This window comes from Variovorax sp. V118, assembly GCF_041154445.1.
Classification (GTDB): Bacteria; Pseudomonadota; Gammaproteobacteria; order Burkholderiales; family Burkholderiaceae_C; genus Variovorax; species Variovorax boronicumulans.
On record NZ_AP028663.1, the window covers coordinates 3,134,563 to 3,160,708 of the forward strand.

Annotated in this window: 24 protein-coding genes; 9 read left to right on the forward strand and 15 right to left on the reverse strand. The window is 70.5% G+C overall.

The window, feature by feature from the left end; translation table 11 throughout:
* Both ACAM52_RS14565 and ACAM52_RS14570 read right to left on the reverse strand, forming a co-directional pair.
* Complete coding sequence (locus tag ACAM52_RS14565; RefSeq protein ID WP_369647439.1) at nt 1–879, reverse strand: alpha/beta fold hydrolase; 879 nt, start codon at nt 877–879, stop codon at nt 1–3.
* A gap of 31 nt (nt 880–910) precedes the next feature.
* Nucleotides 911–1,738: a class III extradiol ring-cleavage dioxygenase gene (locus ACAM52_RS14570; protein ID WP_369647440.1), complete on the reverse strand. Its 828-nt coding sequence runs from the start codon at nt 1,736–1,738 to the stop codon at nt 911–913.
* A 99-nt stretch (nt 1,739–1,837) separates the two neighbouring features.
* Between ACAM52_RS14570 and ACAM52_RS14575 the strand changes: the two genes are divergently transcribed.
* Both ACAM52_RS14575 and ACAM52_RS14580 read left to right on the forward strand, forming a co-directional pair.
* On the forward strand, nt 1,838–2,794 hold the full coding sequence (locus tag ACAM52_RS14575; protein ID WP_369647441.1) for a LysR substrate-binding domain-containing protein: 957 nt from the start codon (nt 1,838–1,840) through the stop codon (nt 2,792–2,794).
* 83 nt (nt 2,795–2,877) lie between these two features.
* Entirely contained in the window at nt 2,878–4,734 is a 1,857-nt protein-coding gene (locus tag ACAM52_RS14580) for an ABC transporter ATP-binding protein (RefSeq protein WP_369647442.1), read from the forward strand.
* Between the two features lie 7 nt (nt 4,735–4,741).
* On the opposite strand, the gene ACAM52_RS14585 is transcribed toward ACAM52_RS14580, so the two are convergent.
* Nucleotides 4,742–5,170 carry a VOC family protein gene (locus ACAM52_RS14585; protein ID WP_369647443.1) on the reverse strand — a complete coding sequence of 143 codons (429 nt, stop codon included), beginning with the start codon at nt 5,168–5,170 and terminating at the stop codon, nt 4,742–4,744.
* Between the two features lie 85 nt (nt 5,171–5,255).
* Here ACAM52_RS14585 and ACAM52_RS14590 point away from each other — a divergent pair, with 85 nt between their 5' ends.
* Nucleotides 5,256–5,927 carry a TetR/AcrR family transcriptional regulator gene (locus ACAM52_RS14590; RefSeq protein WP_369647444.1) on the forward strand — a complete coding sequence of 224 codons (672 nt, stop codon included), beginning with the start codon at nt 5,256–5,258 and terminating at the stop codon, nt 5,925–5,927.
* On the opposite strand, the gene tssF is transcribed toward ACAM52_RS14590, so the two are convergent.
* Both tssF and tssE read right to left on the reverse strand, forming a co-directional pair.
* Nucleotides 5,845–7,725 (reverse strand): type VI secretion system baseplate subunit TssF, encoded by a 1,881-nt coding sequence (gene tssF / locus ACAM52_RS14595; RefSeq protein ID WP_095744941.1) that lies wholly within the window; start codon nt 7,723–7,725, stop codon nt 5,845–5,847. The two genes, ACAM52_RS14590 and tssF, sit on opposite strands and share 83 nt — an antisense overlap.
* Before the next feature lie 65 nt (nt 7,726–7,790).
* Nucleotides 7,791–8,381 (reverse strand): type VI secretion system baseplate subunit TssE, encoded by a 591-nt coding sequence (gene tssE, locus ACAM52_RS14600; protein WP_083258999.1) that lies wholly within the window; start codon nt 8,379–8,381, stop codon nt 7,791–7,793.
* Between the two features lie 450 nt (nt 8,382–8,831).
* On the opposite strand from tssE, the gene ACAM52_RS14605 reads away from it, so the two are divergent.
* The gene (locus ACAM52_RS14605) at nt 8,832–10,220 is read left to right on the forward strand and encodes a DUF2868 domain-containing protein (protein ID WP_369647445.1); all 1,389 of its coding nucleotides are present in this window, start codon (nt 8,832–8,834) and stop codon (nt 10,218–10,220) included.
* Nucleotides 10,217–11,641: a GTPase/DUF3482 domain-containing protein gene (locus ACAM52_RS14610; RefSeq protein WP_369647446.1), complete on the forward strand. Its 1,425-nt coding sequence runs from the start codon at nt 10,217–10,219 to the stop codon at nt 11,639–11,641. The genes ACAM52_RS14605 and ACAM52_RS14610 overlap by 4 nt, the downstream gene beginning before the upstream one ends.
* 9 nt (nt 11,642–11,650) lie before the next feature.
* Here the strand turns inward: ACAM52_RS14610 and ACAM52_RS14615 are convergent, their stop codons facing one another.
* Nucleotides 11,651–12,442: a crotonase/enoyl-CoA hydratase family protein gene (locus ACAM52_RS14615; protein ID WP_255221122.1), complete on the reverse strand. Its 792-nt coding sequence runs from the start codon at nt 12,440–12,442 to the stop codon at nt 11,651–11,653.
* A 142-nt stretch (nt 12,443–12,584) separates the two neighbouring features.
* On the opposite strand from ACAM52_RS14615, the gene ACAM52_RS14620 reads away from it, so the two are divergent.
* Nucleotides 12,585–13,604, forward strand: a complete 1,020-nt coding sequence (locus ACAM52_RS14620; RefSeq protein ID WP_369647447.1) for an AraC family transcriptional regulator ligand-binding domain-containing protein — start codon at nt 12,585–12,587, stop codon at nt 13,602–13,604.
* On the opposite strand, the gene ACAM52_RS14625 is transcribed toward ACAM52_RS14620, so the two are convergent.
* On the reverse strand, nt 13,601–14,596 hold the full coding sequence (locus ACAM52_RS14625) for a sialic acid TRAP transporter substrate-binding protein SiaP (RefSeq protein WP_369647448.1): 996 nt from the start codon (nt 14,594–14,596) through the stop codon (nt 13,601–13,603). The genes ACAM52_RS14620 and ACAM52_RS14625 overlap by 4 nt on opposite strands.
* A 205-nt stretch (nt 14,597–14,801) precedes the next feature.
* On the opposite strand from ACAM52_RS14625, the gene ACAM52_RS14630 reads away from it, so the two are divergent.
* Nucleotides 14,802–15,425 (forward strand): hemolysin III family protein, encoded by a 624-nt coding sequence (locus ACAM52_RS14630; RefSeq protein WP_354347693.1) that lies wholly within the window; start codon nt 14,802–14,804, stop codon nt 15,423–15,425.
* Nucleotides 15,426–15,435: 10 nt separating this feature from the next.
* Here the strand turns inward: ACAM52_RS14630 and ACAM52_RS14635 are convergent, their stop codons facing one another.
* From ACAM52_RS14635 to bla, 5 genes are all read right to left on the reverse strand, one after another.
* Complete coding sequence (locus tag ACAM52_RS14635) at nt 15,436–16,434, reverse strand: tripartite tricarboxylate transporter substrate binding protein (protein ID WP_369647449.1); 999 nt, start codon at nt 16,432–16,434, stop codon at nt 15,436–15,438.
* Nucleotides 16,435–16,468: 34 nt separating this feature from the next.
* Nucleotides 16,469–17,707, reverse strand: a complete 1,239-nt coding sequence (locus ACAM52_RS14640; protein WP_369647450.1) for an acyl-CoA dehydrogenase family protein — start codon at nt 17,705–17,707, stop codon at nt 16,469–16,471.
* Between the two features lie 20 nt (nt 17,708–17,727).
* A complete protein-coding gene (locus tag ACAM52_RS14645) occupies nt 17,728–19,299 on the reverse strand; it encodes an AMP-binding protein (RefSeq protein ID WP_369647451.1) in 1,572 nt (523 codons plus the stop codon).
* Nucleotides 19,300–19,440: 141 nt separating this feature from the next.
* Entirely contained in the window at nt 19,441–20,436 is a 996-nt protein-coding gene (locus ACAM52_RS14650; RefSeq protein WP_369647452.1) for a LysR family transcriptional regulator, read from the reverse strand.
* A gap of 47 nt (nt 20,437–20,483) precedes the next feature.
* Entirely contained in the window at nt 20,484–21,371 is an 888-nt protein-coding gene (gene bla / locus ACAM52_RS14655; RefSeq protein WP_369647453.1) for a class A beta-lactamase, read from the reverse strand.
* 175 nt (nt 21,372–21,546) lie between these two features.
* Between bla and ACAM52_RS14660 the strand changes: the two genes are divergently transcribed.
* Together ACAM52_RS14660 and ACAM52_RS14665 are read left to right on the forward strand one after the other, a co-directional pair.
* Entirely contained in the window at nt 21,547–21,894 is a 348-nt protein-coding gene (locus tag ACAM52_RS14660) for a helix-turn-helix transcriptional regulator (protein ID WP_070059311.1), read from the forward strand.
* A 40-nt stretch (nt 21,895–21,934) separates the two neighbouring features.
* On the forward strand, nt 21,935–22,480 hold the full coding sequence (locus ACAM52_RS14665; protein WP_095744932.1) for an SRPBCC family protein: 546 nt from the start codon (nt 21,935–21,937) through the stop codon (nt 22,478–22,480).
* Between the two features lie 16 nt (nt 22,481–22,496).
* Here ACAM52_RS14665 and ACAM52_RS14670 read toward each other — a convergent pair whose 3' ends face one another.
* The 3 genes from ACAM52_RS14670 to ACAM52_RS14680 form a co-directional block, all read right to left on the reverse strand.
* Nucleotides 22,497–23,120, reverse strand: a complete 624-nt coding sequence (locus ACAM52_RS14670) for a hypothetical protein (protein ID WP_369647454.1) — start codon at nt 23,118–23,120, stop codon at nt 22,497–22,499.
* Nucleotides 23,121–23,319: 199 nt separating this feature from the next.
* A complete protein-coding gene (locus ACAM52_RS14675) occupies nt 23,320–25,128 on the reverse strand; it encodes an acyclic terpene utilization AtuA family protein (RefSeq protein ID WP_369647455.1) in 1,809 nt (602 codons plus the stop codon).
* Between the two features lie 8 nt (nt 25,129–25,136).
* Nucleotides 25,137–26,105 (reverse strand): tripartite tricarboxylate transporter substrate binding protein, encoded by a 969-nt coding sequence (locus ACAM52_RS14680; RefSeq protein ID WP_307584030.1) that lies wholly within the window; start codon nt 26,103–26,105, stop codon nt 25,137–25,139.
* Between the last annotated feature and the right edge of the window lie 41 nt (nt 26,106–26,146).

The following is a 26,146-nucleotide window of genomic DNA, read 5'->3' on the forward strand; positions in this document are numbered from 1 at the left end:
TCAGCCGAAGAACTTCACCAGCTGCGCGTTGACCGCGTCGGCGCGTTCGTACTGCACCCAGTGCCCCGCGCCGTCGATCACCACGCCTTCGCGGCCCGGGCCTTCGCTGGCCAGTTGCGCCACCAGCGGACGCGAATCGGCGGTGACGTCGAACTCGCCCCACAGCAGCAGCGTCGGCACGCCCAGCGTGTCGATCGCGGCCTGCAGGCCGCCCGAGAGCGACACCTCCTTGCTGCGAAAGCGCGTGCCGTGGCACGAGAGGTCGTGGATCTCGAAGGCCAGCGGATCGATGGCGGCCGGCGCGTGCAGCATCAGCGCGCCCAGGTTGTGCATGAGCGCGGCGCGCTCGGTCTCGCGGTCGGGGGCGGCGCGCCAGTTGATCATTTCGACCATCATGCGGCGCAAGGTGCCATGGCCGCCGCTGCCCATCAGCGCCAGCCGGCGGATCGCGCCGCGCCGCACCGCGAAGCGCGCGGCGGTGAGCCCGCCGAACGAGAAGCCGCCCAGGTCAATGGGCGTGCCGGCGCCGATGAGCGCATCGAGCGTGCCGCCGAGCGCGGCCAGGAGCGGCACCAGCGCGTCTTCGCCGGGCGCCACGCGCGGCAGCGCGTCGGAATCATGGAAGCCGGGCATGTCGGGCAGGAGCAGCGTGCGTTGCGCCGACAGCGCCTCGGCGTTGCGCAGCCAGTGCATCCAGCTGCCGTGGCCGCCGTGCAGCAGCACGATGGGCGGCTGCGTCGTGTCGGTGCCGAAGCGGCGCCAGCGCACGCGAATGCCGTCGTGCACCGGGTCGTGCGAGGTGGACAGGGCTTCGATGCGGGCGATCTGGCGCCGGGCTTCGGCGGATTCGTCGGGGGTGGGAAGAGCGGGCGTGGGCATGGCTTCATTCTGCCGCGCGGCCCGCGAGCCTTCAGGCGGCGCCGAACCGGTAGCTCGACACCACGAGCCCGCCCATGAAGGCGTCCTCGTGGTAGACGCGCTCGCCGACGTCGCCTTCGGCCGCACCGACCGCGACCATCAGCGGAATCAGGTGCTCCTCGCGCGGGTGCGCCATGCGCGCCGACGGGGCCGAGGCCCAGTCCTGCAGGCGTTGCACGCGCGCCTGCGGCGTGGCCTGCACAGCCGTCTCGTCGAGCCAATCGCCGAAGGCCTTGGACACGCCGTGCGCCTGCGGACCGAAGTTGCGCAGGTTGTGATAGCTCAGGCCGCTGCCGACGATGAGCACGTTCTCGTCCCGCAGCGGCGCGATGGCGCGGCCCAATGCCAGGTGCTCGGCCGGGTCGAGCCCGCGCCGTAGCGACAGCTGCACCACCGGCACGTCGGCGTTCGGGTACATCGCGGCCATGGGCGAGAACATGCCGTGGTCGTAGCCCCGCTCGGGGTCGATCTGCGCCGGCAGGCCGGCGGCGGCGATCAGCGACTGCACGCGCTGCGCGAGTTCGGGCGAGCCGGGCGAGGCGTAGCGCACCTCGTAAGTGTGGGCCGGAAAGCCGCCGTAGTCGTAGATCATGGGCGGGCGCGGGTTGCCCTGCACCGTGAACACGGGCGACTCCCAGTGCGCCGAGACCATGAGGATGGCGGCCGGCGTGCGGCCGATCTGGCGCGGCATGTCGGCCAGCGAGGCGGCCAGCTGGTCGTAGGTGGCGCCCATCTCCTTCTTCATCCAGGGCCAGGGGCCGCCGCCGTGCGAGATGAAGTACGTGGGCAGGCGGGAAAGCGTGTTGGTGTCGTGGGTCAAGTCGATGCTCCTTGAGGCGTTGGATTGACTGTAGACATTTCCTTTCAGGAAATCGACAGGCTACGATGCATCGAATCCTTTCTTCACAGGAAATCATCGATGGACCGCATGACCAGCCTGCGCGTGTTCCGCGAAGTCGTCGAGGCCGGCAGTTTCGTGGCGGCGGCCGAGCGCCTGGGCCTGTCGGCACCGATGGCCAGCAAGCACGTGGCGCAGCTCGAGAAATCGCTGGGCGCGCGGCTGCTGCACCGCTCCAGCCGCCACCTGAGCCTGACCGAGGCCGGCACCGCCTGGTACGAACAGAGCCGCCGCGCGCTCGACCTGCTCGACGCGGCCGAGGCCGCCATCGGCCAGACCAGCGACGCGCCGCGCGGCCAGCTCAAGGTGAGCGCGCCCGTGTGGTGCGCCACGCCGCGTTTTGCGCGCGTGCTGGCGGACTACCGCGCGGCGTACCCGGAAGTGCTGGTCGACATGCACCTGGAAAACCGCAAGGTCGATCTCGCGGCCGACGGCTACGACCTGGCCTTGCGCGCCACGCAGGAGCCCTCGCCCGCACTCATCGCGCGGCCGCTGTGCCGCGTGCCCTTTCATCTTGCGGGCACGCCGGCCTACCTGAAGCGCCACGGCGCCCTGCCCGCGGTGCCGGCCGACCTCGCGAAGCTGGGCGCGATCGTGCCCAGTTACGTGAACCTGGACAACCTCGCGCTCAAGGGGCCGGGCGGGCGCATGTTCCCGCTGCGGCTCACGCCCGCGATGCGCTCGGACGACACCACGCTCACGCTGCACGCGGTGCGCGCCGACATGGGCATTGCCTACCTGCCCGTGTGGCTCATCGACGACGACCTGGCGCAGGGCCGGCTGGTGCGGCTGCTGCCCGCGTTCGAGGCCACGCCGGTCACGCTGTTCGCCGTGTACACGAGCCGGCAGTACATGTCGCCCAAGCTGCGAACTTTCATCGACTTCCTGAGCGCGCGGCTGGGGGGCATGGAAACAAAGGCAGCAGGCGCCGACGCCCCCCAGGCACAGCCGCGCGCGCCGAGGCTGAAGGGAAGCTGAAGACAGCAAAACCGAACGCACCTTTTCGGGGCAAGGTCATGCATGCAGGGCTACATTCGAAGGCTCTGCTGGAGACCGATTCCTTGTTCCGCTTTTTCGAAAAACTCCTTCCCCCGTACCCCGCCGCCGAACCGACGCTGCCGCCCCAGGGCTTCTTTGCCTTCCTGTGGGCCTGCACGCACGGCGTGCGCGGCAAGATCGCCGCGATGGCGGTGCTCACGGCGGTGATGTCGACCTTCGAGGCCGCGCTGTTCGCGATCCTCGGGCGCATCGTCGACTGGCTCGGCGGCCAGGTGCCCTCGCGGCTGTGGGCCGAGCGCGGCGACACGCTGCTGTGGCTGGCCGCGTTCCTGGTGATCAGCATCGGCGTGGTGGCGCTGCAGACCATCGTGAAGCACCAGACGCTGGCGGTGAACCTGCCGATGCGTCTGCGCTGGAACTTCCACCGCCTGATGCTGGGCCAGAGCATGGCCTTCTACCAGGACGAGTTCGCGGGCCGCATCACGGCCAAGGTGATGCAGACCGCACTCGCCGTGCGCGAGACCGTGTTCGTGCTGGCCGACGTGCTCGTGGCCATGGGCGTGTACGTGGCCACCATGATCATCCTGGTGGGCGTGCTCGACGCGCAGCTGGTGTGGCCCTTCGTCATCTGGCTGGCGCTGTACATCGCCTCGCTGGTGTACTTCGTGCCGCGCCTGGGCAAGGTCGGCAAGGCGCAGGCCGACGCGCGCGCGCTCATGACCGGGCGCGTGACCGACGCCTACACCAACATCGCGACCGTCAAGCTGTTCTCGCACACGCAGCGCGAGGCCGGCTTTGCGCGCGACGCGATGCGCGAGTTCATGAAGACGGGCTACGGCCAGATGCGGCTGGTGAGCGCCTTCGAGATCGTCAACCACACGCTGAGCATGGGCCTGACGGCCGGCATGGCGGGCATGGCGCTGTGGCTGTGGTCGCACGGCACGGTGGGCGTGGGCGCGGTGGCCGCCGCCACGGCGATGGCGCTGCGGCTGCAGGGCATGTCGCACTGGATCATGTGGGAGATGACCAGCCTGTTCGAGAACATCGGCACGGTACAGGACGGCATGAAGACGCTGTCGCGCCCGCGCACGGTGCTCGACGCGCCCCATGCCACGGTGCTCGACGTGCCGCACGGCGAGGTGCGCTTCGAGCAGGCGAGCTTCCGCTATGGCGATGCGGGCCGCCGCGTCATCGACGACCTGAACCTGGTCGTGAAGCCCGGCGAGAAGATCGGCCTGGTCGGCCGTTCGGGCGCCGGCAAGTCGACGCTGGTGAACCTGCTGCTGCGCTTCCATGACCTGGAGAGCGGCCGCATCCTCATCGACGGGCAGGACATCTCGAAGGTCACGCAGGATTCGCTGCGCATGCACATCGGCATGGTCACGCAGGACACCTCGTTGATGCACCGCTCGGTGGCCGACAACATCGCCTACGGCCGGCCCGACGCCACGCTGGCGCAGATCGAAGCCGCCGCCAGGCGTGCCGAGGCGCACGACTTCATCCAGACGCTGGGCGATGCGGGCGGACGGCGCGGCTACGAGGCGCATGTGGGCGAGCGCGGCGTGAAGCTCTCGGGCGGCCAGCGCCAGCGCGTGGCCATCGCGCGCGTGATGCTGAAGGACGCACCGATCCTGCTGCTCGACGAAGCCACGAGCGCGCTCGACTCCGAGGTCGAAGCCGCGATCCAGCAGAGCCTGTACACGCTGATGGAAGGCAAGACCGTGATCGCGATTGCGCACCGGCTGTCGACCATCGCCGCGATGGACCGGCTCATCGTGCTCGACGAAGGCCGCGTCGTCGAAGAAGGCGACCACCGCACGCTGATGGCCCAGGGCGGCCTGTATGCGCGGCTGTGGGCGCACCAGAGCGGCGGCTTCCTGGGCGACGGGCTGGAAGAAGATGAAGCCCTGCGCGCCTGAACGGGCGTCAGGTCGGCAGTGCGCCGGCTTCGTACTGCGCGACGAACTCTCCCGACGGCGGGATCGGCTTGATGATGTCGATCAGCACGCCGTTCGGGTCGCGCGTGATGAAGTGGCGCTGGCCGAAAGCCTCGTCGCGCAGCGACAGCAGGATCGGCAGGCCGGCCGCCTTCAGGCGCTCGTGCTCCGCGTCGGGGTCTTCCACCTCGAAGTTCAGCAGCAGCCCGCCCGCCACCTGCCCGCGCGCTTCGGCGGGAATGGTCTTGTGCGTGCCGTCGAGCACGGCGAGGTTCACCGAGGCATCGTCCGCCAGCTGCAGGTGCACATACCAGTCGGTCGTGAACAGCGACACGAACCCGAAATGCGCCTGGTAGAAGGCCGCGGTGCCGGCCACGTCGTTGGTCATGATCACCGGGTAATAGCTCGTCACTTTCATGGGATGGCTCCTTCGTGGATAAAACGTACAAACTGCATGTAAGTTAAATATTAATCCACAAACAGACTGCATGTAAATTAGGGGCATGGCCAAAACCCCGGCACGCACCAACCGCGAACGCACCGAAACCACCCGCCTCGCGCTGACCGAGGCGGCCCGCACGCTCTTCGTCAGCAAGGGCTACGGTGACACCTCCACGCCCGAGATCGCCATGGCCGCCGGCATCACGCGCGGGGCGCTGTACCACCACTTCAACGACAAGCGCGACCTGTTCCGCCAGGTGCTTTTGCTCGAGGCGCAGGCGGTCGCGGCCGACATCGACGCGGCCACGCCCGACGAGCTCGGCCCGCGCGACGCCCTGCTCGTGGGCAGCGAGGCCTACCTGAAGGCGATGACGGTGCCGGGGCGCACCCGGCTGCTGCTGATCGACGGGCCGGCCGTGCTCGGTCTGGCGGAGATGATGTCGATGGACGACGCCACCTCGGCCAACTCGCTGCGCCAGGGGCTGGCGCGCGCCGGCATGGGCCGCGGCGAGGTGTCGCTCGACGCCCTCGCCCGCCTGCTGTCGGCCGCCTTCGACCGCGCGGCGCTGGAGATCGATGCCGGCGCCGATGCAGCCAAGGTGCGGGCGGCCATGCTGTGGCTGCTGAGCAGGCGCTCCCGCCCAAGAGGAACTAGACCGCGCCTCGCCCGCCCATGCGCACGGGCCACTTGGCCACCGTGCCGCGCTGCATCGATTCGAGCGTGGTCTGCGTGAACACGTTGATGCTCACGTGCCGCGCGAGGTAGTGCTCCAGCACCAGCCCCAGCAGGTACGGGCTCGTGCCCGAGAAGCCTTCTTCATCGACGCTCAGCGTGCACTGCACGCCGCGCCCGTAGATCAACGGCCCCGCGCCCGGCAGGCGCCGCGTCACGGGCTCGATGCGCGAGCCGACGAGGCAATCGATCTGCCGGCGCAGCACGTCGTTGTCGGCGGTGACGAACAGCCGCAGCATGTCGCGCAGCGCCTGCGCGCCCTCGCGGTGCGGCATGTCGGCCAGCGGCAGGTGGTTGAAGCCCAGCTGGCGGATCAGCCGCCACGCGATCTCACGCTGCGCGAACGGCGACTTGGGCGTGCTCGGCGCACGGATGAGGCCCACGGCTGACACCGGGATCGAATCGGCCACCGCGAGGTCGGCCTGCCCGTTGCGTGGCACCAGGCACGGCAGGTCGCGGTTGGTGAGCATCGCCTTCACCGACAGGTAGCGCAGGCTCTCGGGGTACGGCGCCTCCTGCTGGTCGACCAGCGACAGGAACACCTCGGTGCCGATGTACGGCGTGCGGGTGCCGTACTTGCGCGCCGTTTCGGACACCAGCCGCGGCTCGCGCCGCACCGAGAAGTAGCGGCCGTGGTTGCCTTCGTCTTCGTTGAGCGTCTGGTAGAGCGGGCGGAAGTCGATCTCGGCCGTGGTGCGCGCCTGTTGGCCGGCGATGCGCTGCACCGAATACACCTCGAAGTCCATCGGCCGCGAGCGGTCGGGCACGAGGTGGAACTCGGTCTGCGCGCTGTCGAGTTCGATGCGGTCGGTGCGCCGCTCGAACAGGTTGACCACCGGCGTGCTGAACAGCGCGAACTGCGCCGCATCGACCAGCGCCCCCAGCGCGCCGGGCGGCTTGCTCAGCAGCACGACGATCTCGACCTCCTTGCCGGGAATGCGCGCCAGCCCCGGCGCAAGCTGCGTGAGCGTGAAGAAGTAGAAGCGCTCGGGGCACGCGAAGTACTCGTGCAGCAGGTTGTGGCCATGGAAGGTGTTCCACGCCAGCGGCAGCAGGCCTTCGCCCGGCCCCAGCCCTTCGTGCACCAGCGCGCCTTCGGTCACGACGTGCGGGCGGTCCATCAGTTGGCCCGGCTCGCCGACGAAGGTCGCGACCGCCGAGGTGTGCAGCAGCTCGAACAGGTGCGACGCCACCTGCTCGTTGCCGCGCAGGTAGATGGGCAGCCGGTCGAGCCCCGACAGTGCCGAGAAGCCCATCTCGCCCACGATGCGCAGCCGCAGGCGCAGTGCGCCCGTCACCTGCACGTGCGGCGGCACGTAGCGCTCCAGCGCCGGGATGTCGGGCGGTGCGCCGGTAAGCCGCGCCTCGGCGATCTCGAAGGGCCACAGCGTCACGTCCTGGCTGGAGCGGAACTCGCAGGGCGTCTGCTCGCCCGCGGGCACGCGCGCATGAAAAGCCGTGCCGCGCGGCACCACGAAGCCGCGCGTGAAGTCGCCCTCCTTCACGCTGGGATGCAGCTGCGCCACGGCCATCGACGGCGTGGGGCTCAGGTAGTTGGGGTACAGCACCTCGAGCAGGCGCTGCGTGAAGCGCGGAAATTCGGCGTCGAGCTTGATCTGCATGCGCGCCGACATGAAGCTGAACGACTCGATGAGTCGCTCCACGTACGGGTCGGCCACCTCGATGCCGTGCATGCCCAGGCGGCGGGCGATCTTGGGATGCGAGGCGGCGAACTCGCTCGCCGCCTCGCGCATGTAGACGAGTTCCCGGTTGTAGTACTCGAGGAGTTGCGGGTCCATGACGATGAGCCTTCCCTGGCGTGGTTGAAGTAAACGAGAAATGAAAAAGAGACAGACAGGCGCCTTCAGTCCGCCGCGCCGACGATGCGCATGCGGTTGGTCTCGAGGTCGACCGCGCTTTGCACCGTGAAGGCCAGTGGGTACGGCTTCAGGTGGATGAGCGCGCGAATCTCGAACAGCAGCACGTTGTAGGCCTCGGCCGCGCCGTCTTCCTTCATGAGCGGCACGACCTGCACGCTGTCGGGAATCAGGCGCGGCTCGTAGTCGCGGATGGCGCGGCGGATGATGCGTTCGATGTCCGCCCACTTGCGCTCCGACAGGTAGCTGCCGGCCAGCGGCGGCACGCCGTAGTTGACGGTGGAAGACGCCGCGTCGGCATGGCGCGTGCGGTCGATCAGGTCTTCGGCGTTGGTGGTGTTGAACAGCAGGGCCAGGTCGCGCTGGATGATCTCGCGCATCCGGGCCGGCGTGGCCGTGTACTCGGACGGCAGCTCGGCGCTGCGGCCGGGCGCCTCGTCGCGCAGGCGGTCGAACAGCGTGGGCAGCAGCTGCGCGTTGACGCGCGGCGCGGCGGGTGCATCGGGCCCGCGGGGCGCGCGGGCGCCGGGGTGCGCGGGGTGGGAACCTGTGAACGGGGATTGCTCGGTGAGCCGCATGACCTGGCCTTTTCTGGAAGGGGCAGAGTCTTGCGTGGATGCCCGCCGCTCATTGCAAACAATGGTCACACAGCGGGCCGGGCGTGCACGCCCACGCCCACGTCCACGCCGATCTCGGGCATTTGTCGCCGTGTGCGCGCTTCGCGAGTCCTACAGCACGCACCGTCCCTCGCCGACACCCGCGCGCCGGCGGGCGCCCGATGCTGGGTCATCGCCAACCACAAGGAGCCTTCGCGTGAATTCCATCATCTACATCGTCGGCCTGGTCGTGGTCGTCGTCGCCGTGCTGTCGTTCTTCGGCCTGCGCTGAAACCGCAAGCGCAGCGCCACGGGGTCGTTCGCGGCCCCGTTTCTCTTGGGCAGGCCTTCTGCATGCGCCGGGCATAATTTGCGCGCCCCGCCGCCGCTTTGCTGCGCCGGGGCGTCATTGGCGAAGAAGAAGGGACCCTGTTGATCACCACCACCGCGCTGCGCGCACCTGCTTTTCCGGATGCGGTGATCACCGAGGCGGTCCGATGGACCGAACAGAACGGCCCGCTCGACGACGCGTCGGCCCTTCGCACCGCGGCCTCGCGCGCAGCCGACGGCCCCACCTGCATCGTTGAACGCGCCCGCCAGCTCGGCGAGCGCATGGGCCTGCAGGCCGAACTCGCGCGCGGCCGGCAATGGGCACCGTGGGTGCTGCTGGCGCTGGTGGCGCTGGTCGTGATCGCGGGGCTGGGCCTGGCGGGCCAGGTGGTCGGCGGCAACGACCGCCACATCAACGTGATCGTCGCGCTCGTCAGCTTGCTGGGCCTGCATGCGCTCACGCTGCTCTTGTGGCTGGCCGGCCTGTGGCTGCCGTCGGGCACCTTCGGCACGGCCTCGCTGGGCTGGCTGTGGCTGTCGCTCACGGCGCGCGTGGCGGGCGGCCAGCGCGGCCAGGCGCCGCAGCTGGTGCGCGCAGCCACGGGACTGCTCACGCGTGCGCGCCTGCTGCCCTGGGCCTTCGGGCTCGTGAGCCACGGCATCTGGGCGCTGTCGTTCGCCGTGGTGCTGGCCGCGATGCTGTTCGCCCTCGCCTTTCGCAGCTACACGCTGAGCTGGGAAACCACCATCCTCGAACCGGCCTTCTTCGTGCGCGTGGTGCAAGCGCTGGGTTGGCTGCCGGCGCAGCTCGGCTTTCCCGTGCCCGATGCGGCCACCGTGCAATCGGCCACCCCCGTCGCCGCGGCCCAGCGCACCTGGGCGCTGTGGCTCACCGGCTGCATCGCGGTGTACGGCCTGCTGCCGCGCCTGGCGCTGGTGCTGCTGAGCGCCGCCGTCTGCCGCCAGCGTCGCCCCGCCTTGCAGCCCGACTGGCAGGCGCCCTACTACCGCAAGCTGCTGGCCCGCTTCGCCGCGCTGGCGCCACCCGCCATCGTCGATGCCGACCCGGGCCGCGCGCACCCCGCCGCGCCCGCGGGCCTGCCGGCCTCCGAGCAGCACGAGGGCCTGTTCGTCGTCGGCTTCGAGCTGCCGCCCGACCTGCCCTGGCCGCCCGCCGGCTTGCCGGCATCGGCGGTCCGCATCGACGGCAGCGCCCCGGCCCGCCGCACGCTGCTCGACCAGCTCGCGCAGGTCCACCCGCGCACCGTGCTGCTGGTCTGCCATGCGGCCTCGAGCCCCGACCGCGGCACCGAGCGCTTCCTGCGCGAGGTGCTGACGCATTGCGGCGAATGCCGCCTCTGGCTGGCCGACGCGCCCCACGCCGCCGCCACGCAGCGCTGGCGCGACTGGCTGCGCGACGCCGGGCTGGCCCACGTGGTCGCGAGCGACCGGCTCGATGCCGTCTTCACGGAAGGCACCGCCACCGCATGACCACCCCGATCCCGATCCGCATTGCCGTCGTCGGCCACACCAACGCGGGCAAGACCTCGCTGCTGCGCACGCTTACGCGGCGCGTGAATTTCGGCGAGGTGTCGCAGCGCCCGGGCACCACGCGCCATGTCGAGTCGGTCGATCTCGAGGTGAACGGCCAGCCGGCCGTGCGCTTCCTCGACACGCCGGGCCTGGAAGACGCGGTCGCGCTGCGTGAGCACCTGGCCGGCCTCGACGCCGCCCAGCAGGCCACGCCGCCCGAGCGCATCCGTCGTTTTCTGCAGGGCCCCGAGGCGCAGGGCGTGTTCGAGCAGGAGGCCAAGGTGCTGCGCGCGATGCTCGACATCGACGCCGCCTTTCTCGTGATCGACGTGCGCGAGCCGGTGCTGCCCAAGTTCCGCGACGAGATCGAGCTCCTGAACTCCTGCGCACGCCCGGTGCTGCCGGTGCTCAACTTCGTGCGCGACGCCGCCAGCCGCGAGCCGGCCTGGAAAGAACTGCTCTCGGCCTACGGCCTGCACGTGCAGGTGCGCTTCGATGCGGCGGCGCCGTTCGTGGGCGCCGAGCACGACCTCTACAACGACCTGGCCACCCTGCTGCGCGACCGCCGCGACGTGCTGCGCGGCGTGGTCGACGCGCTCGACGCCGAGGCCGACGCGCGCCGCCAGTCGGCCTGCACGCGCATCGCGGACCTGCTGGTCGATGCCGCGGCCATCCGCCGCACCGTGCCGGCCGCCGAGTTCGCCGACGCCACGCGCCGCCAGGCGCTGGTCGCCGGCGTGCAGAAGGACGTGTTCGACAAGGCCCAGCGCTGCACCGACGACCTGCTCGCGCTCTACGGCTTTCGTCAGGGCGACGCCGACGAAGCACCACTGCCGATCATCGAAGGCCGCTGGACGCTCGACTTCTTCAACCCCGAGGCGATGAAGGACGCGGGCCTGCGCCTGGGCAAGGGCGCGGTCATCGGCGCGGCCGTGGGCGTGGTGGCCGACCTCGCGGTGGCGGGGCTGTCGCTGGGCGCGGGTGCGGCATTGGGCGGAGCCATCGGCGGCGCGGTGTCGCAGGGCTGGGGTCCGCTCGGGCGCAAGCTGGCCAACAAGCTGCGCGACATGCACGAGCTCACGGTGGAAGACAGCGTGCTGTTCACACTCGCGGCGTGGCAGTTGCAGCTCGCGCAGGCGCTGGAGCGGCGCGGCCATGCGGCCGTGGAACGCATCCGGGCCGAAGCCCCGTCGGCGGACGAGGACGACACGCTGATGCGTGCAGCCGCCGGTGCCGTGCGCGCCGTGCAAACGGCGCGCAGCCATCCCGAGTGGGAATCGACCGGCGCCCTCACGCGCAGCTTCTGGCGCCCTGCGCCGCAGCGCGAGGCGCTGGCGGGCACGCTGTCGAGCGAACTGCGGCGCGCCTTCGACGCCTGACGCCGGGCTTCAACCCGCCACTTGCTCGGGCGTGACCTTGGCCAGCGACTTGTCGACGAACGCCCCCAGCCGCGTCTGCACTTCCCCGCCGGTCTGCACCACCGCCGCCATCAGCGACTCGGCGAACATGCCGTCGGTGGCCGACATGTCGGCGATGCGGCTGATCGACGTGACCATCGCGTAGTTCGACAGCGCCGCGTTCTTCGCCACGCGCTTGGCCAGCACCATCGCAGCGCGCAGGCTCTCGCCGGGTGCGGCGATCTCGTGCGCCAGACCCAGCGTCTTGCCGGCGCGGGCGTCGAGCACGCGGCCGGTGAGCATCATCTCGACCATGCGGCCCGGTGTGATGATGCGTGCCACGCGCACCGTCGCGCCGCCGCCGGTGAAGATGCCCTTCTGCCCCTCGGGCAGCGCGAAATAGGTCGACGGGTCGGCCACGCGCACGTGCGTGGCCGCCGCCAGCTCCAGCCCGCCGCCGACCACCGCACCGTGCAGCGCCGCGACCACCGGGATGCCGCCGTACTGGATCTTGTCGAAGGTGCTGTGCCAGCGCTGGCACACGCGCATGAAGTCGACCGCCGTGCGTTCCTTGTCGTGGTGTTCCTTGAGGTCGAGCCCGGCACAGAAATGCGGCCCCGCGCCGGTCAGCACCACGGCCTTGGCCTCGCGCGGCAGTGCGGAGAACACGGCGTCCAGCGCGGCCAGCGTGGCCTCGTCGATGGCGTTGCGCTTGGCGGGACGGTTCAGGGTCACGACGGCGACCTCTTCGTCCATGTGCAGGGTGACGTTCCGTTCGATCACGGCAGGGCTCCTTGGGTTGTTGCGGGTTCCGCCACGGGAATGTGGCGCTTCAGGGCTACGATAGCCTTGCGTTCTGCGCCATTGCTTGCAGATCGCGCCCATTCATTTGCAGATTCCGCCAACCGTCTTTCGAACCGTTTTCATGCCGCCCGAACGCGCCACCGTCGCCGTCAGCTTCCTGCAGCACCTGCTGAGCGGTGCACGCCGTCAGCTCAGTCCGCGCGACATCGACGTGCTGGCCGCGCAGGCCGGCATCTCGCCACAGCTGCTGCGCCAGGAAGGCGCGCGCGTCACGCGCGAGCAGTTCGTGCGCATGTACGAGTGCGTGTCGCTCTTCATGGGCGACGAGATGCTGGGCCTGTGGTCGCGGCCGATCCGCGCGGGCGCGCTCAAGTACCTCGGGCTCAGCCTGCTCGACGCGCCCTCGCTCATGGTCGCCATGTACCGCTTCACGCGCTTCTGGAACCTGCTGCTGGACGACCACCGCCTGCGCATGACGCGCGCCCACGGCGTGGCCACGATCACCATCGCGCCGCACCCCGAAGCCGCCGCGCGGCCCACCACGCCTTTCGGCCATGCGCTGATGGTCAAGCTGATCCACGGCGTGGCCTCGTGGCTCATGGGGCGGCAGCTGCCGGTGCTGGGCGTCGGCTTTGCGTTCCCGCGCCCGGCGCGCTTCGACGAGTACGCGAACCTGTTCCCCGGCCCGCTGCAGTTCGAGCAAGACACATCTTCGGTGCGCTTTGCCGAACCGGTGCTGCGCCAGACCTTCCAGCGCACGCGCGCCGAGCTGCTCGACTTCGTGCGCCGCGCGCCCGACGACTGGATCTTCGTCACCTTCGACCACGACACCACCAGCGCCACGGTGCGCGAGTTCGTCGCCGCGCACCTCGCCTCGGCCGCCACGCTGGGCGCGGCGGCGCGCGCGGTGCACATGTCGGAGCGCGCGCTGTCGCGCCAGCTCGCGGCCGAGGGCACCAGCTTTCGCGCGCTGAAGGAAGAGGTGCGGCGCGACCTCGCGATCCAGCGCCTCGTGAAGACACGCGAGCCCATCGACCGCATCGCCGCCTCGGTCGGCTTCGACAACACGCCGGCCTTCCACCGTGCCTTTCGCACGTGGACCGGCAGCACGCCGCGCGGTTACCGGCAGCGGGCTGGTTAGTTCGCAGCCCCGGCCAGCGCCTGCAGCTTGGCGAAGTCGCCCGGCCGCGCGCCCATCTGCTCGGGCGTGGAGCGCTTCGTCACGCGCTCCAGCAGCGGCAGGCGGTTGACCGGCTGCACCGTCATGCCCTTGCCGCGCAGGAACTGCTCGTCTTCGAGCTCGCTGGCGATCACGCCAACGTTGGTCCACTTGGCCGTGTCGGCCAGCGTCTTCTCCACCATCGCCTGCTGCGGCGGCGTGAGGCGGGCCCAGGCCGCCTTGCCGATGACGATGCCCAGCGTGTCGTAGATGTGGCCCGTGAGCTGCACGTACTTCTGCACCTCGTACAGCTGCTTGGCGCGCACCGTGCCCAGCGGATGCTCCTGCGCCTCGACCTCGTTCTTCTTGAGCGCGCCGTACAGGCTGTTGAACGGCAGCGACACGGGCTTGGCGTCGAGCGCGGTGGCAAAGAGCTGGTAGGCCGCGGCGTCGGGCACGTACAGGCGCAGGTCGCGAAAGTCCTCGGGGCGTTGCAGCGGCTTGCCCGAGGTCACCTGCCGCGCGCCGTAGTAGACCGACGCGACCATGCGATTGCCGCTGCGTTCGTTGTAGCCCTTCATCAGGTCCGCCAGCAGCGGGCTCGCGAGGTACTTGCGCACGTGGTCCAGGTCCTTGAAGGCGAAGGGATAGCTGCCCAGGCCCAGCGGCGGGTAGCCCTCGGCCAACGTGGCCTGTCCGACGTAGGCGATCTGCATGGAGTCGTTGGCGAGCATCAGCGCGTAGTCGCGCTCCTGCCCCAGCTTCGAGGCGGGCACCACCTCGATCTTGATCTTGCCCTCGGACTGCTCGGCGATCTTGCGCGCCGCCAGTTCGGCCTGCTGGTGAAAGATGCTCGCGGGCTCGTAGATATGCCCCCACTTGAACTGCTGCACCTGCGCACAAGCGACAGCGGCGCTCCCCATGGCAACGCACAGGACAGCAGCCCGGCGCCACGACATCAAACTTTTTTTCATCGGCAGTCCCTCACGGTGAGAAGGCCCGCCGGCGCGGGTGCGCCAAAGCACGCGGCGGGTGTCGGGAACGCATCCCGGCCGCTGAATGTAAACATTTGCAACCAGAATCCAGACAGGGTTTGCCCGGTCACGGGGCAGTCATGGCCCTTCACTAGCATCCGCGTGCGCCCGACGCGCCCACTTCCCCACCGCACCTCAGCACCTCATGTACCCCGGCGAACGACTCAACGGCTACAGCCACCTGTTCGGCCTGCTGCTCGCGCTGCCGGCGGCCGCGCTGCTGCTTGCCAAGACGCTGCCGACGGGCGATCCGGCGCGCATCGCGGGCGGGCTGGTGTTCTCGCTCTCGGCCGTGGCGCTGTACGCGGCGTCCACGCTCTTTCACAGCACGCGCGGCCGCAGCAAGCGCCTGTGGGAGCGCGCCGACCACTGCGCGATCTTCCTGCTCATCGCGGGCACCTACACGCCCTTCGCGCTCGTCACGCTGCAAGGCCCCTGGGGCTGGCTGCTGCTCGCGGCGATCTGGAGTGCGGCGTGCTTCGGCATCTGGCGCGAGTTGAAACCCGCCGAGACCGGCACGGCGAAGAAGCCTTCGCTGCCGCTGTACATCGGCATGGGCTGGCTCGGCGTGCTGGCCGCCGCGCCGCTGGCGGCCAAGCTGCACGCGACCGGACTGGCCTGGCTGGTCGCGGGCGGCGTGCTCTACACGGTGGGCACGGTGTTCTATCGCAACCGGCGGGGGCTGCGCCACGCGCACGGCGCCTGGCACCTGTTCGTGCTGGCCGGCACCACGAGCCACTACGTGGCCGTGGGGTGGTTCGTGCTCTGAAGCCTGCTTCTTACAGCGGCTGCAGCTTCGCTGTCTTCATCATCCGCTCGGTCAGTTCCATCTCGCTCGCGAAGCCCTGCACGTAGGCCTCGGTCGTCGACGGGCTCACCTCGCTGCCCAGCTCGGTCAGCGCGGCGATCACCGATGGCTGCTTCAGCGCCTGCCCGAACACCTCGTAGATGCGCGCCGCAACGGCATCGGGCGTGCCCGCCGGCAGCGAGACGCCGCCCCACGACGTGAGCTCGACGCCGCGCAGCCCCAGCTCGGCCAGCGTCGGCACCTGCGGCAAGGCCGCGTTGCGCTTGGCGCCGGCCACACCGAGGGCGCGCAGCTTGCCGCCCTGCACGTGCGGCAGCGCCACCGAGAAGATCGGCATGCCGAAGTTCACCTGGTTGCCCAGCACCGCATTGACGATCTCCGACGCGCCCTTGTACGGCACGTGCGTGGCCTGCACGCCCGCCGCCTGCAGGAACAGCTCCACGCCCAGGTGCGAGGGCGTGCCGACGCCGCCCGAGGCGTAGTCGAGCTTGCCGGGGTTGGCGCGCGCACGCGCCACCAACTCCTGCAGCGTCTGGATGCCCGAGCCCGCATTCACCACCAGCAGCACGTCGGAGGTGGTGAGCCGCATGATGTGGCGGAAGTCCTTGAGCGCGTCGTAGCCGGGGTTCTGCTGCATGCGCATGTTGGCGGCCATGGGCGCGCTCGAGTAGATCCAGGTGTAGCCGTCGGGCGCGGCGCGCGCGACCTGGCGCGCGCCGATGTTGCCGGCCGCGCCGCCCCGGTTCTCGATGACGACCGGCTGCCCCAGCAAGGGGCCGAGCGCTTCCGCGAGGATGCGCGCGGCGTTGTCCGGGCCGGTGCCGGCCAGGTACGGCACGACCCACTTGACCGGGCGGGTCGGCCGCCAGGCGGAGGCGTTCGCGCCAGCTGCGCGAGCAACGGCCGGCAGCAGCGCCGAGGCCGCGATCGCACCGCACAGCGCGCGGCGATTGGCATTGATGAGCGTCATGGCTTGTCTTGTCTCCTGATTGTCTGCTTCGGCCTCAGGCCGCATCGCCGATCAGCTCGCGCGCGATGATGTTCTTCTGGATCTCGCTCGTGCCCGTGAGCACGCGGTACATGCGCAGCATGCGGAACAAAAACTCCACACGCCGCCCCTGCACGATGCCTTCGCCGCCGTGGATCTGCACCGCCGCGTCGGCCACGCGGAACGCGGCCTCCGAGCAGAACAGCTTGGCCATCGAGGCCTCGGCGCGCGGGTCGCCACCGGCGTCGATCTGCCGCGCGGTCGACAGCATCAGCGCGCGCGCCGCGCACAGCTGCGTCGCCATGTCGGCCAGCGAATGCTGGATCGCCTGGAACTGCGCGATGGCGCGGCCGAACTGGCGGCGCGTGCGCGCGTAGTCGCGTGCGTCCTTCAGCGCCACGGTCGCCAGCCCCACCATGCCCGGGCAGTGCAGCAGCCGGTTGACCGTGATGCGCCCCAGCGCCAGCGCCAGCCCCTTGCCGGGCTCGCCGATGAGGTTCGCGGCCGGCACACGGCAATCGGTGAGCACGATGTCGCCCGTGGTCGACTGGCCCGCCATGGTCTTGTAGCCCGCCTGCACCTCGACGCCCGGCTGCGTCAGGTCGACGAAGAACGCCGTCACCTCGCGGCGCGCCGGATCGTCCGAGGTGGACGCCATGAGCACCGCGAGATCGGCAAACGGCGAGCCCGAGATGAAGCGCTTGCGCCCGTTCAGCACGTACACGTCGCCCTCGCGCCGCGCCTGCGTCTGCACCGCGCCGGCATCGGAGCCGGCCTCGGCCTCGGTGAGCGCGAAGCAGATCGCCTTCTCGGCCTGCGCCACGGGACGGATGAACTGCGCCATCTGCTCGGGCGTCGCGAACTTGGCCAGTGCGCCGACGCGCGGCGGCCCGCTGAGTTCGCCGAACACATGCGGCGCGAGCGGCGAGCCGCTGGCGTAGATCGATTCCTTCACCAGCACATGGTCGAGCAGCGACAGGCCCAGGCCGCCCATCGCCGGTGGCAGCGTCATGCCGTAGAAGCCCATCGCGTGCGAACGGCGCCAGACGTGGCGCAGCGTCTCCCTGTCGGGCCCGTGCTCGTGGTCGATGCCCTTCTCGCGCACCAGGTCGGCCAGTTCGCCGTTCAGGAAATCGCCGATGCGGGCGATCAGCTCGGCCGCGCGCGGCGAGCCCTCGAAGGGGCCGTCGAACAGCGGTGCGCGGATGGCCGAAGCCTCGGTGGGTGCGGCTGAAGGAGTCAGCGTGGTGTCCATGTCGTTCTCTTCCCTCTTGTTCAATTGACGCGCCGCGCGTGGCCGGCCCAGTACGGCGTCTGGATCGCCTTGCGCGCGACCTTGCCGTTGGCGTTCTTCAGCAGCGACTCGACGAACTCGATGCGGCGCGGCCGCTTGAAGCCCGCGAGCCGTGCGGCGCAGAAGTCGTCGAGCCCGGCCGTGTCGGGCGAGGCGCCCGGCTTCAGCACGATGTGCGCGGCCACCGCCTCGCCCCACTTGTCGTCGGGCACGCTGAACACGCAGGCCTCGGCCACCGCCGCGTGCTGGTACAGCACGGCCTCGACCTCCGAGGGGTACACGTTGAAGCCGCCGCTGATGACCATGTCCTTCTTGCGGTCGACGATGTAGATGTAGCCCTCGTCGTCGGCGCGCGCGAGGTCGCCCGTGTGGTAGCGGCCCTGCTTGAGCACCTCGGCCGTGAGCTCGGGCGCGCGCCAGTAGCCGGCGAAGATGTCCTCGCCGCTCACCACGATCTCGCCCACCTCGCCCGGCGCGACCGGCTGGCCTTCGTCGTCGACGATCTCCACCAGCGATTCGAGGAAGGGCCGGCCGCACGAGGCCAGCCGCTCGGGCATGGCGGCGCGCGCGAACAGGTGGTCTTCCACCGAGAGGCCGCACACGCCCGAGGTGGTCTCCCCCGCGCCGTAGCCCTGCGACAGCACCGGGCCGAACACGTCCATCGCCTGCATGATCCGCGCGGGCGCCATCGGCGCGGCGCCGTAGCCCAGGCGCTGCAGGTCGGGCAGCGGCCGGTAGCGGCCCTGCAGCTCGGCCAGCAGCATGTTGATCATGGTGGGCACCATGAAGGTGTGGGTCACGCGCTCCTTCTTCATGTCGTCCAGGAAGCGCGCGGGCTCGAAACCGGTGAACAGGCGGATGGTCGCGCCGCTGCACAGCGCCGGCACGATCTGCATGCCCGAGGCGTGCGTGATCGGCCCCACCAGCCCCAGCAGGTCGCCCGGGCGCAGGCCTTCGCTGCGCGAGAGGAACTTGCGCAGCTGGGCCAGCCGGTTGCCGAAGGTCTGCATCGCGGCCTTGAGCACGCCGCTGGAGCCCGAGGTGTAGTGCAGCACCGCCAACTCGTCGGCGCGCACGCGCTCGCAGGTGAAGGCGTCGCTCGCGCGCGCCAGCTGGCCTTCGTAGGAAGCGGGCGTGCCTTCGGCCGCGTCGAGCAGCAGCAACTTCGGGGCCGCGCCCTTCAGCAGCGGCAGGAAGGTCTCGGCGCGCGCGGCGGTGGTGACGATGAGCGCGGCGTCGCTGTTCTCGATGACCTCGGCCACCTCGACCGGCGCGAGCCGCGCGTTCATCGGCGCCTTCACCAGCGCGGCCTTGTAGCAGGCCAGCTCCAGCTCGACGATCTCGACGCAGTTGGGCAGGTACACGCCCACGCGGTCGCCGCGCTGCAGGCCAAGCCCGCGCAGGGCATTGGCCAGGCGGTTGGCGCGCCGGTCGAGCTGTTCGTAGGTGCAGGCGCGCTGCGGGCTGGTCACGGCGATCTGCCGCGCATGCAGGCGGGCGGCGCGGGATGCGAGTTCGCCGACGTTGGCGACCTCGGGCGAAAGTGAGGGCAAGTTGTCTCCTTGAGGCCGGTGCCTGTGCACCGTGGGGAGAACTTTCGCAAACAACGCCGCCGCACAACAAATACCGATTGCTGATGCGCGGCCATCACAAAAGATGATGGCCCGGGCGCACGGCACCGCCGTGCGCGATGGCTACGCCTTGCCGTCGCCCAGGAACTGTGCGTCCCACCGGCCCGAGGCGATCATCGAGCGCGCCTCGTCGGCCAGCGCCTGCCTCACGACCTGCGTGGCCGCATCGGGCGCCTTGCCCGCCGGCGTGGCCAGGTGGTAGGTGCGCGCCAGTTCGGGCTCGACGATGCGTGCGATCAACCAGTTCGGCTGATCGCCCGGCCCGTCCGCAAGCGCACAGGCGGGCGTGACCGTGAAGCCCGCGCCCGCCAGGTAGAGCGAGCGCAGCACGCGCGCCGAGTCGTGCTCGTGCACCACGTTGAGTTCCACCCCCACCGCCTCGGCCGCCGCCTCGACGCGCTGGCGGATGCTGAAGCGGCGCGACTGCAGCACCAGCGGCAGGCTCGCGGCGCGTGCGAAAGGCACCGTGGGACGCGCGGGCGCACCCTTCTTCGCGCGCCCACCCTTCACACTTTTTCCGAGCAATGCCGCCACCTCGCCCTTCGCATCGAAGCCACAGAGGAACATGCCTTCACGCACGAAGGGGCGCACGTCCAGCCCCTCGACGCTCGGGGTATCGACCAGCAGGCCGATGTCGGCGCGGCGATCGACCATCGCCTTGCGCACCATCAGGCTCAGGTCGTCGATCACGAACACGCGGATGCGCGGGTGCGACTGCTTCAGCCGCGCCAGCACCGGCCCGAGCAGCAGCGAGGCCAGCAGGAACGGCACGGCCACCGTGACCGAGCCCTCGGGCCCGTCGGGCGCGCGCTGCAGCCGCTCGCGCATCGCCGCGGCATCCGACAGCAGGCGCCGCGCGTCCTGGTACAGCTGCAGCCCGGCAGCCGTGGGCGTGACGCCCACGTGCGAGCGGTCGAACAGCTGCGTGCCGAGTTCGGCCTCGAGCTTCTTGATCTGCGCGGTCAGCGCGGGCTGCGCCACGTACAGCGACGCCGCCGCGCGCGACAGGCTGCCGGCTTCGAGCACCGCGATGAAATAGCGAAGAGACCTCAGGTCCATGGGGCGACGGGGAAAGATGGGGCGCCCATTGTGGCCCCGTCGCCGACTCAGCCCGCGAGGGCCTTCACCGCGATGCGCGTGGCCGAGGCGACCACGTCGTTGCGGCCCTTGGCGTCCTTGTCGGGGAAGGTCAGGTAGACCGACAGCACCAGCGGCGCGCCCGACGGCGGCCACAGCACGCCGACGTCGTTGGTGGAGCCGTACGAACCCGCGCCGGTCTTGTCGCCCACACGCCAGCCTTTGGGCACGCCGGCCAGGAAACGCTCGGTGCTGGTGGTGTTGCCGAGCAGCCATTCGCGCATCTGCTCGCGCTGCGGCGCGCCGAGCGCGTCGCCCAGCGCGAGCCGCTGCACCGTGTCGGACATGGCCGCGGGGCTGGTCGTGTCGCGCGGGTCGCCGGGAATGGCGGTGTTCAGCTCGGGCTCGGTGCGGTCGAGGCGGAAGGTGGTGTCGCCGATGCGCCGTGCAAAGGCCGTGACGGCGGACGGACCGCCCAGCACCTTCAGCAGCAGGTTGGCGGCGGCGTTGTCGCTGTACTGCATGGTGGCGACGCACATCTCGTTCACGGTCATGCCGGTGGCGAGGTGCTTCTCGGCGACCGGCGAGTGCGACACCAGGTCGCCCTTGCCGACGCTGATGCGGCGCCCGAGCAGGCTGGCGTCGGTCGCGCTGCGTTCGAGCACGGCCGCGGCGAGCACCAGCTTGAAGGTGCTGCACAGCGGAAAGCGCTCGTGCGCACGGTGCTGCAGGCGCGCGCCGCTGCCGGTGTGGAAGCCCGACACGCCCAGGCGCCCGCCGCAGGCGCGCTCGAGTTCGGCGAGCTGCGTTTCGGCGTCCGACTGCGCGCCCTTCTTCGGCCATGCGCTGCAGGCGCCGGCGAGCGGGGTCACGGCGGCGGCGAGCAACAGGGTGCGGCGCTGGATCAGAGGGTTCATGTGCGTGCGTCTTTCTTTTCGCGAGTGGATGGAATGAAAGGCATCGTAGGAGCGCAGCCCCCGCGCTTCCAGCGCCCGGTGCGCGCACGGCGTCCCGGGTGTATCAGGTGTAACGCCATTTCATCATTCAACCTTCGGGTTGAATTTTCTTCGGTACCGATCTATATTCAACTTCATGGTTGAACTTGAAATCGAAGACGAACGGCTCGACGCCGTGTTCCACGCCCTGGCCGACAGCACGCGGCGCACCATGCTGCAGCTGCTCGCGCAGGGCGAATGCAGCGTGGGCGAGCTGGGTGCGCCGTTTCGCATGTCCTTCGCGGGCGCCTCCAAGCACGTCAAGACGCTGGAGCGCGCGGGGCTGGTGTCGCGCACCGTGCAGGGCCGCGCGCACGTGTGCCGGCTGGAACCGGCGGCGCTCGCCACGGCCGATGCGTGGCTGCGCGCGTACGAAGTCTTCTGGAACCACCGCCTGGACGCGCTGGCGGATGCGCTGCGGCGCGATGCCGGCGATAGCGCGTGAACAACGTCTCTCCCCTCATTCACCCAAGGAGCACCGACCCATGACCACGACCTTGAAGCACAGCCTGGGCACGCAGACCGAGCCCGGCACCCTGCGCATCGAGCGCACCCTGCCCGGCCCCATCGACCGCGTGTGGACCTACCTCGTCGATCCCGAGAAGCGCCGCAGCTGGTTGGCCGGCGGCACCATGGCGCAGGCGCCCGGCGCGGTGTTCGAGCTGCGCTTCCAGCACACCGAGCTGTCGGGCGAGGTCGCGCCCGAGCGCTTCGCGGCCTACCGCGAGACCCATGTGCAGCACTCGCGCGTGCTGCGCATCGAGCCGCCGACCCTGCTGGTCATCAGCTGGGGCAGCGAGCGCGAGGACGCGTCCGAGGTCAGCTTCGAACTGTCGCCGCAGGGCGCGCAAGCGACGCACCTGGTGCTCACGCACCGCCGCCTGCCCGACCGCAAGGAAACGCTGAGCGTGGCCAGCGGCTGGCACGCGCACCTGGGCGTGCTCGACGAGGTGCTGCACGGGCGCGCGCCGCAAGGCTTCTGGACCCAGCTGGAGGCCGCCGAGGCGGCCTACGCGACGCACATCCGCTGAAGGGCGTCGGGCCGCGTCAGGCCCGGCGGGCGGGCTGCGAAGGCGCGCGGCAGGGCTGCACGCGGACTGCGCGGCTGATCACCTGCCGCTGCTCGCGCGCGCCCTTGAGCAGGCGCTCGGCCGCGACCCTGCCGTGGGGCACCGGCGCGCCCTCGCCCATTTCCGACACGGCCACGAACACCGTCTGGCCGCCTTCGAGCACGGCCTGCGTCTTCGGTTGCGACTTGCCCGCGTACAGCGGCGCATCGTCGATGTAGGCCTCCAGCGAGTGCGCGCCCGGCGCCACGCACAGGCGCGTGAAGCCGTTGGGCATCAGCGCGGCGTGGAACTCGCCATCGACATACACATGCGCCGCGCCCGTGCTGGGCGTGGATGTGGCGCGGCGGAAAAACACGACCTGCGCCAGCTCGGGCACCACCGCGGGCGCGGGCCGGTACACGGCCCCCTTGCGCGCGGTCGTGGCCGACACCGCGACGGGCACGGCCATGTTCATCGGCTCGGAAGGCGGCGGCATCGGCGGCAGCGGCACGTACGACGTGACCGCGACGGGGCCGCAGCCCGCGACCAGCGTGGAGGCGGCGAGCACCCAGCGGCCCACGCGCAGGCGGGGATGGAAGGAAAGGAATCTGGACAAGGACATGGCGTGCTTCGAGCGCCTTCAAGAAAAAAGGCGGCCATCTGACGAAGAGAAGGAAGAGCGGACCGGCCGGAAAACGGCCAGCGCTCAGGGAACGAAGCACTCTAGGAAAAACCGTCGCGGCAGGCCATCGGACGAATCCGAAAGCGGTGCGCGATGGCATGGGCCCGCGCTGAAAACGCGAGCCCGGCGGCGCGTCGGCTCAGGCCGCACGCAGCCGGCGGGCTGCGATGCGCACCGGCATCGACAACAGGATCTGCGCCATGCTCTTGCCCAGCGGGTCGGTGCGCAGCGAGGCCATGCCGCCGCCGCCCAGCGCCGCTTCGCAGACGAAGTTGAAGGCGCCGATGCCCGGCAGCTCGTAGCGCGTCACCTCGCCCTCGACCAGGTGCGCCATGTAGGCGCGCACGGCCTGCGCGCTGAGCTGCTCGCGCAGCACGGGCAGGAAGCGCGGCTCGCGTGCGAGGATGCCGATGTTCGAGACGTCGCCCTTGTCGCCGCTGCGGCCATAGGCCAGGCGGATCAGCGGCACCTCGAGCCATTCATCGTCCGTGTCCGGGTCGGCGGCGTCCGCCTGCGGCGCCACGTCATCGGCCACGGCGACCTCCGCTGCCTGCGCCCTCACCGCCACGGGCCACGACTCGCCCGCCATCTCGACCACGGGCGTGAACAGCGCCTTGTCCACCAGCAGCGGAAACTGCCGGATCGACAGCGCCACCGACGGCCGCCCACCGCCCAGGCCGGTGGTGCCGGGCGCCCACGAGGTGCCGGCCGCCGAGATCTCGCGCGCGAAGAGTTCGAGCGGCGCCTTGTCCGCGTGCGTCACGGCCACGCGCAGCACCGCCTGGCGCGGCGGCTGGGCGGTGGCGTGCGGGCCGTAGCACTGCTCGGCGCCCAGCACGTCGATGTGGGTGGCCGAGAAGTCGGCCCAGCCGCGCTGCGCGAACAGGTCGCGCGTGCGGCGCAGCATCGCGTCGCCGCTGCGCCGCGCCTTGGCGGCGGCGTCGAAGCCGACGATCAGCAGCTCGGCATTGCAGCGGTAGCCCGCGGCGTAGGTGGCCGTGACCTTGTAGCGGCCCGAGGGCGCACGTCCTTTCGCGCCCGAGACGCGCACCCGGTTCGCGCCCACGGCCTCGATCTGCACGGTGCGAAAGTCGCAGGTTACGTCGGGCAGCAGGTAGGCCGCGGGGTCGCCGATCTCGTACAGCAGTTGTTCGCCCACGGTGGCGCGGCTCACCAGCCCGCCGGTGCCGGGCGGTTTGCCGACGACGAAGCTGCCGTCGGCCGCGCATTCGACCACCGGGTAGCCGATGTGGGCCCAGTCGGGCACCTGCTCCCAGTCGGTGTGCAGCCCGCCGGTGGCTTGTGCGCCGCATTCGATGATGTGGCCGGCCAGGCTGCCGCCCGCGAGGCGGTCCCAGTCGTCGTCGGCCCAGCCGAATTCGTGCATCAGCGCGCCGAGCGTGACGGCGCTGTCGACGCAGCGGCCGGTGATGACGATCTGCGCGCCGGCGTCGAGCGCTCGCGCGATCGGCACGGCGCCCAGGTAGGCGTTGGCGCTCACGAGGCGTTCGGGCAGCGGTGCGCCCGTGCCCATGTGGCCGATGCCCTGCGCGCGCAGCGCCTCGGCGTGCGGCAGCGCGTCGTCGCCGGTGACCACGGCGATGCGCGGCGCGAGCCCCATGCCGGCCGCCAGTTGCGTGAGCGCGGCGGCGCAGGCGCGCGGGTTCACGCCGCCGGCGTTGGCGATCACGCGGATGCCCTGGCGCATCACGTCGGGCAGCACGGCGGCCATGGCGGTGGTGACGAAGTCGGTGGCGTAGCCGGCGTCGGGGTTCTTCAGCTTCGCGCCGGCCAGCAGCGACATCGTGAGTTCGGCCAGGTAGTCGAACACGAGGTAGTCGATGCCGCCGTGCGCCACGAGCTGCGGCGCGCCGGTGCTGCTGTCGCCCCAGAAGCCCGAGGCGCCGCCGATGCGCACGGTCTTCTTGTGCGTCTCCGGGGGGTTCATCGCGCCGCTCATTCGGGCTCGATGCCGGCGGCGCGGATCACGCGGCCCCATTTCTGCGACTCGGCGGCCTGGAACTTCGCGAGCGCCTCGGGCGTGCCGGTGGCGGCCTCGCCGCTGGAGATGGCCTGGTAGGCGACGATGGCCGGCGAGGCCGACACTTTCACCAGCATCTCGTTGAGCTTGCGCGTGACGGCCGCGGGCGCGCCCGGCGGCAGGTAGACGGCGGTCCAGTACGACATGTCGTAGCCCTTCACGCCCGCCTCGGCCACGGTCGGCAGCGCGGGCACGGCGGCCAGGCGCTTGTCGCCGCTCACGGCCAGCGCGCGCAGCTTGCCGCTCTTGACGTGCGGCAGCGCCGTGGGCGCGTCGGCGAACATGAAGTCGACCTGCCCGCCCAGCAGGTCGGTGATGGCCATCGGGTTGCTCTTGTAGGGCACGTTCACCATGTCGATGCCGGCCATCTGCTTGAGCAGCTCGCTCGCCACGCGGCTGGACGAGCTGCCGCTGCCGAAGTTGAGCTTGCCCGGCGACTTCTTCGCCGCCGCCACGAGGTCGGCCACCGACTTGATCGGCGAATCGGCCCCCACCAGCAGCAGCATGTGGCCCTTGGACAGCAGCCCGACCGGGGTGAAGTCCTTCACCGGGTCGTAGGGCAGCTTCTTGTACAGGTGCTCGTTGGCGGCGTGCGTGGTGTTGGTGGTCATCAGCAACGTGTAGCCGTCGGGCGCGGCCTTGGCGACGTACTGCGCAGCCAGGAAACCGCTGGCGCCCGCGCGGTTCTCCACGATCACCGGCACCTTGTATTCGACGGTCAGGGCCTGCGCGAAGCTGCGCGCCTGCTGGTCGGTGCCGCTGCCGGCCGCGAAGGGCACGACGACGGTGAGGGGCTTGGCGGGGTAGTCCTGCGCGTGGGCAGATGCTGCCGCCGTGACCGCGAAGGCCAGGACCGCGCCGAGGCGGAAGATGGAAGTGCGCATGGGTGATGTCTCCGGTGGGATGTAGTTTTTGAGAAGGGAAA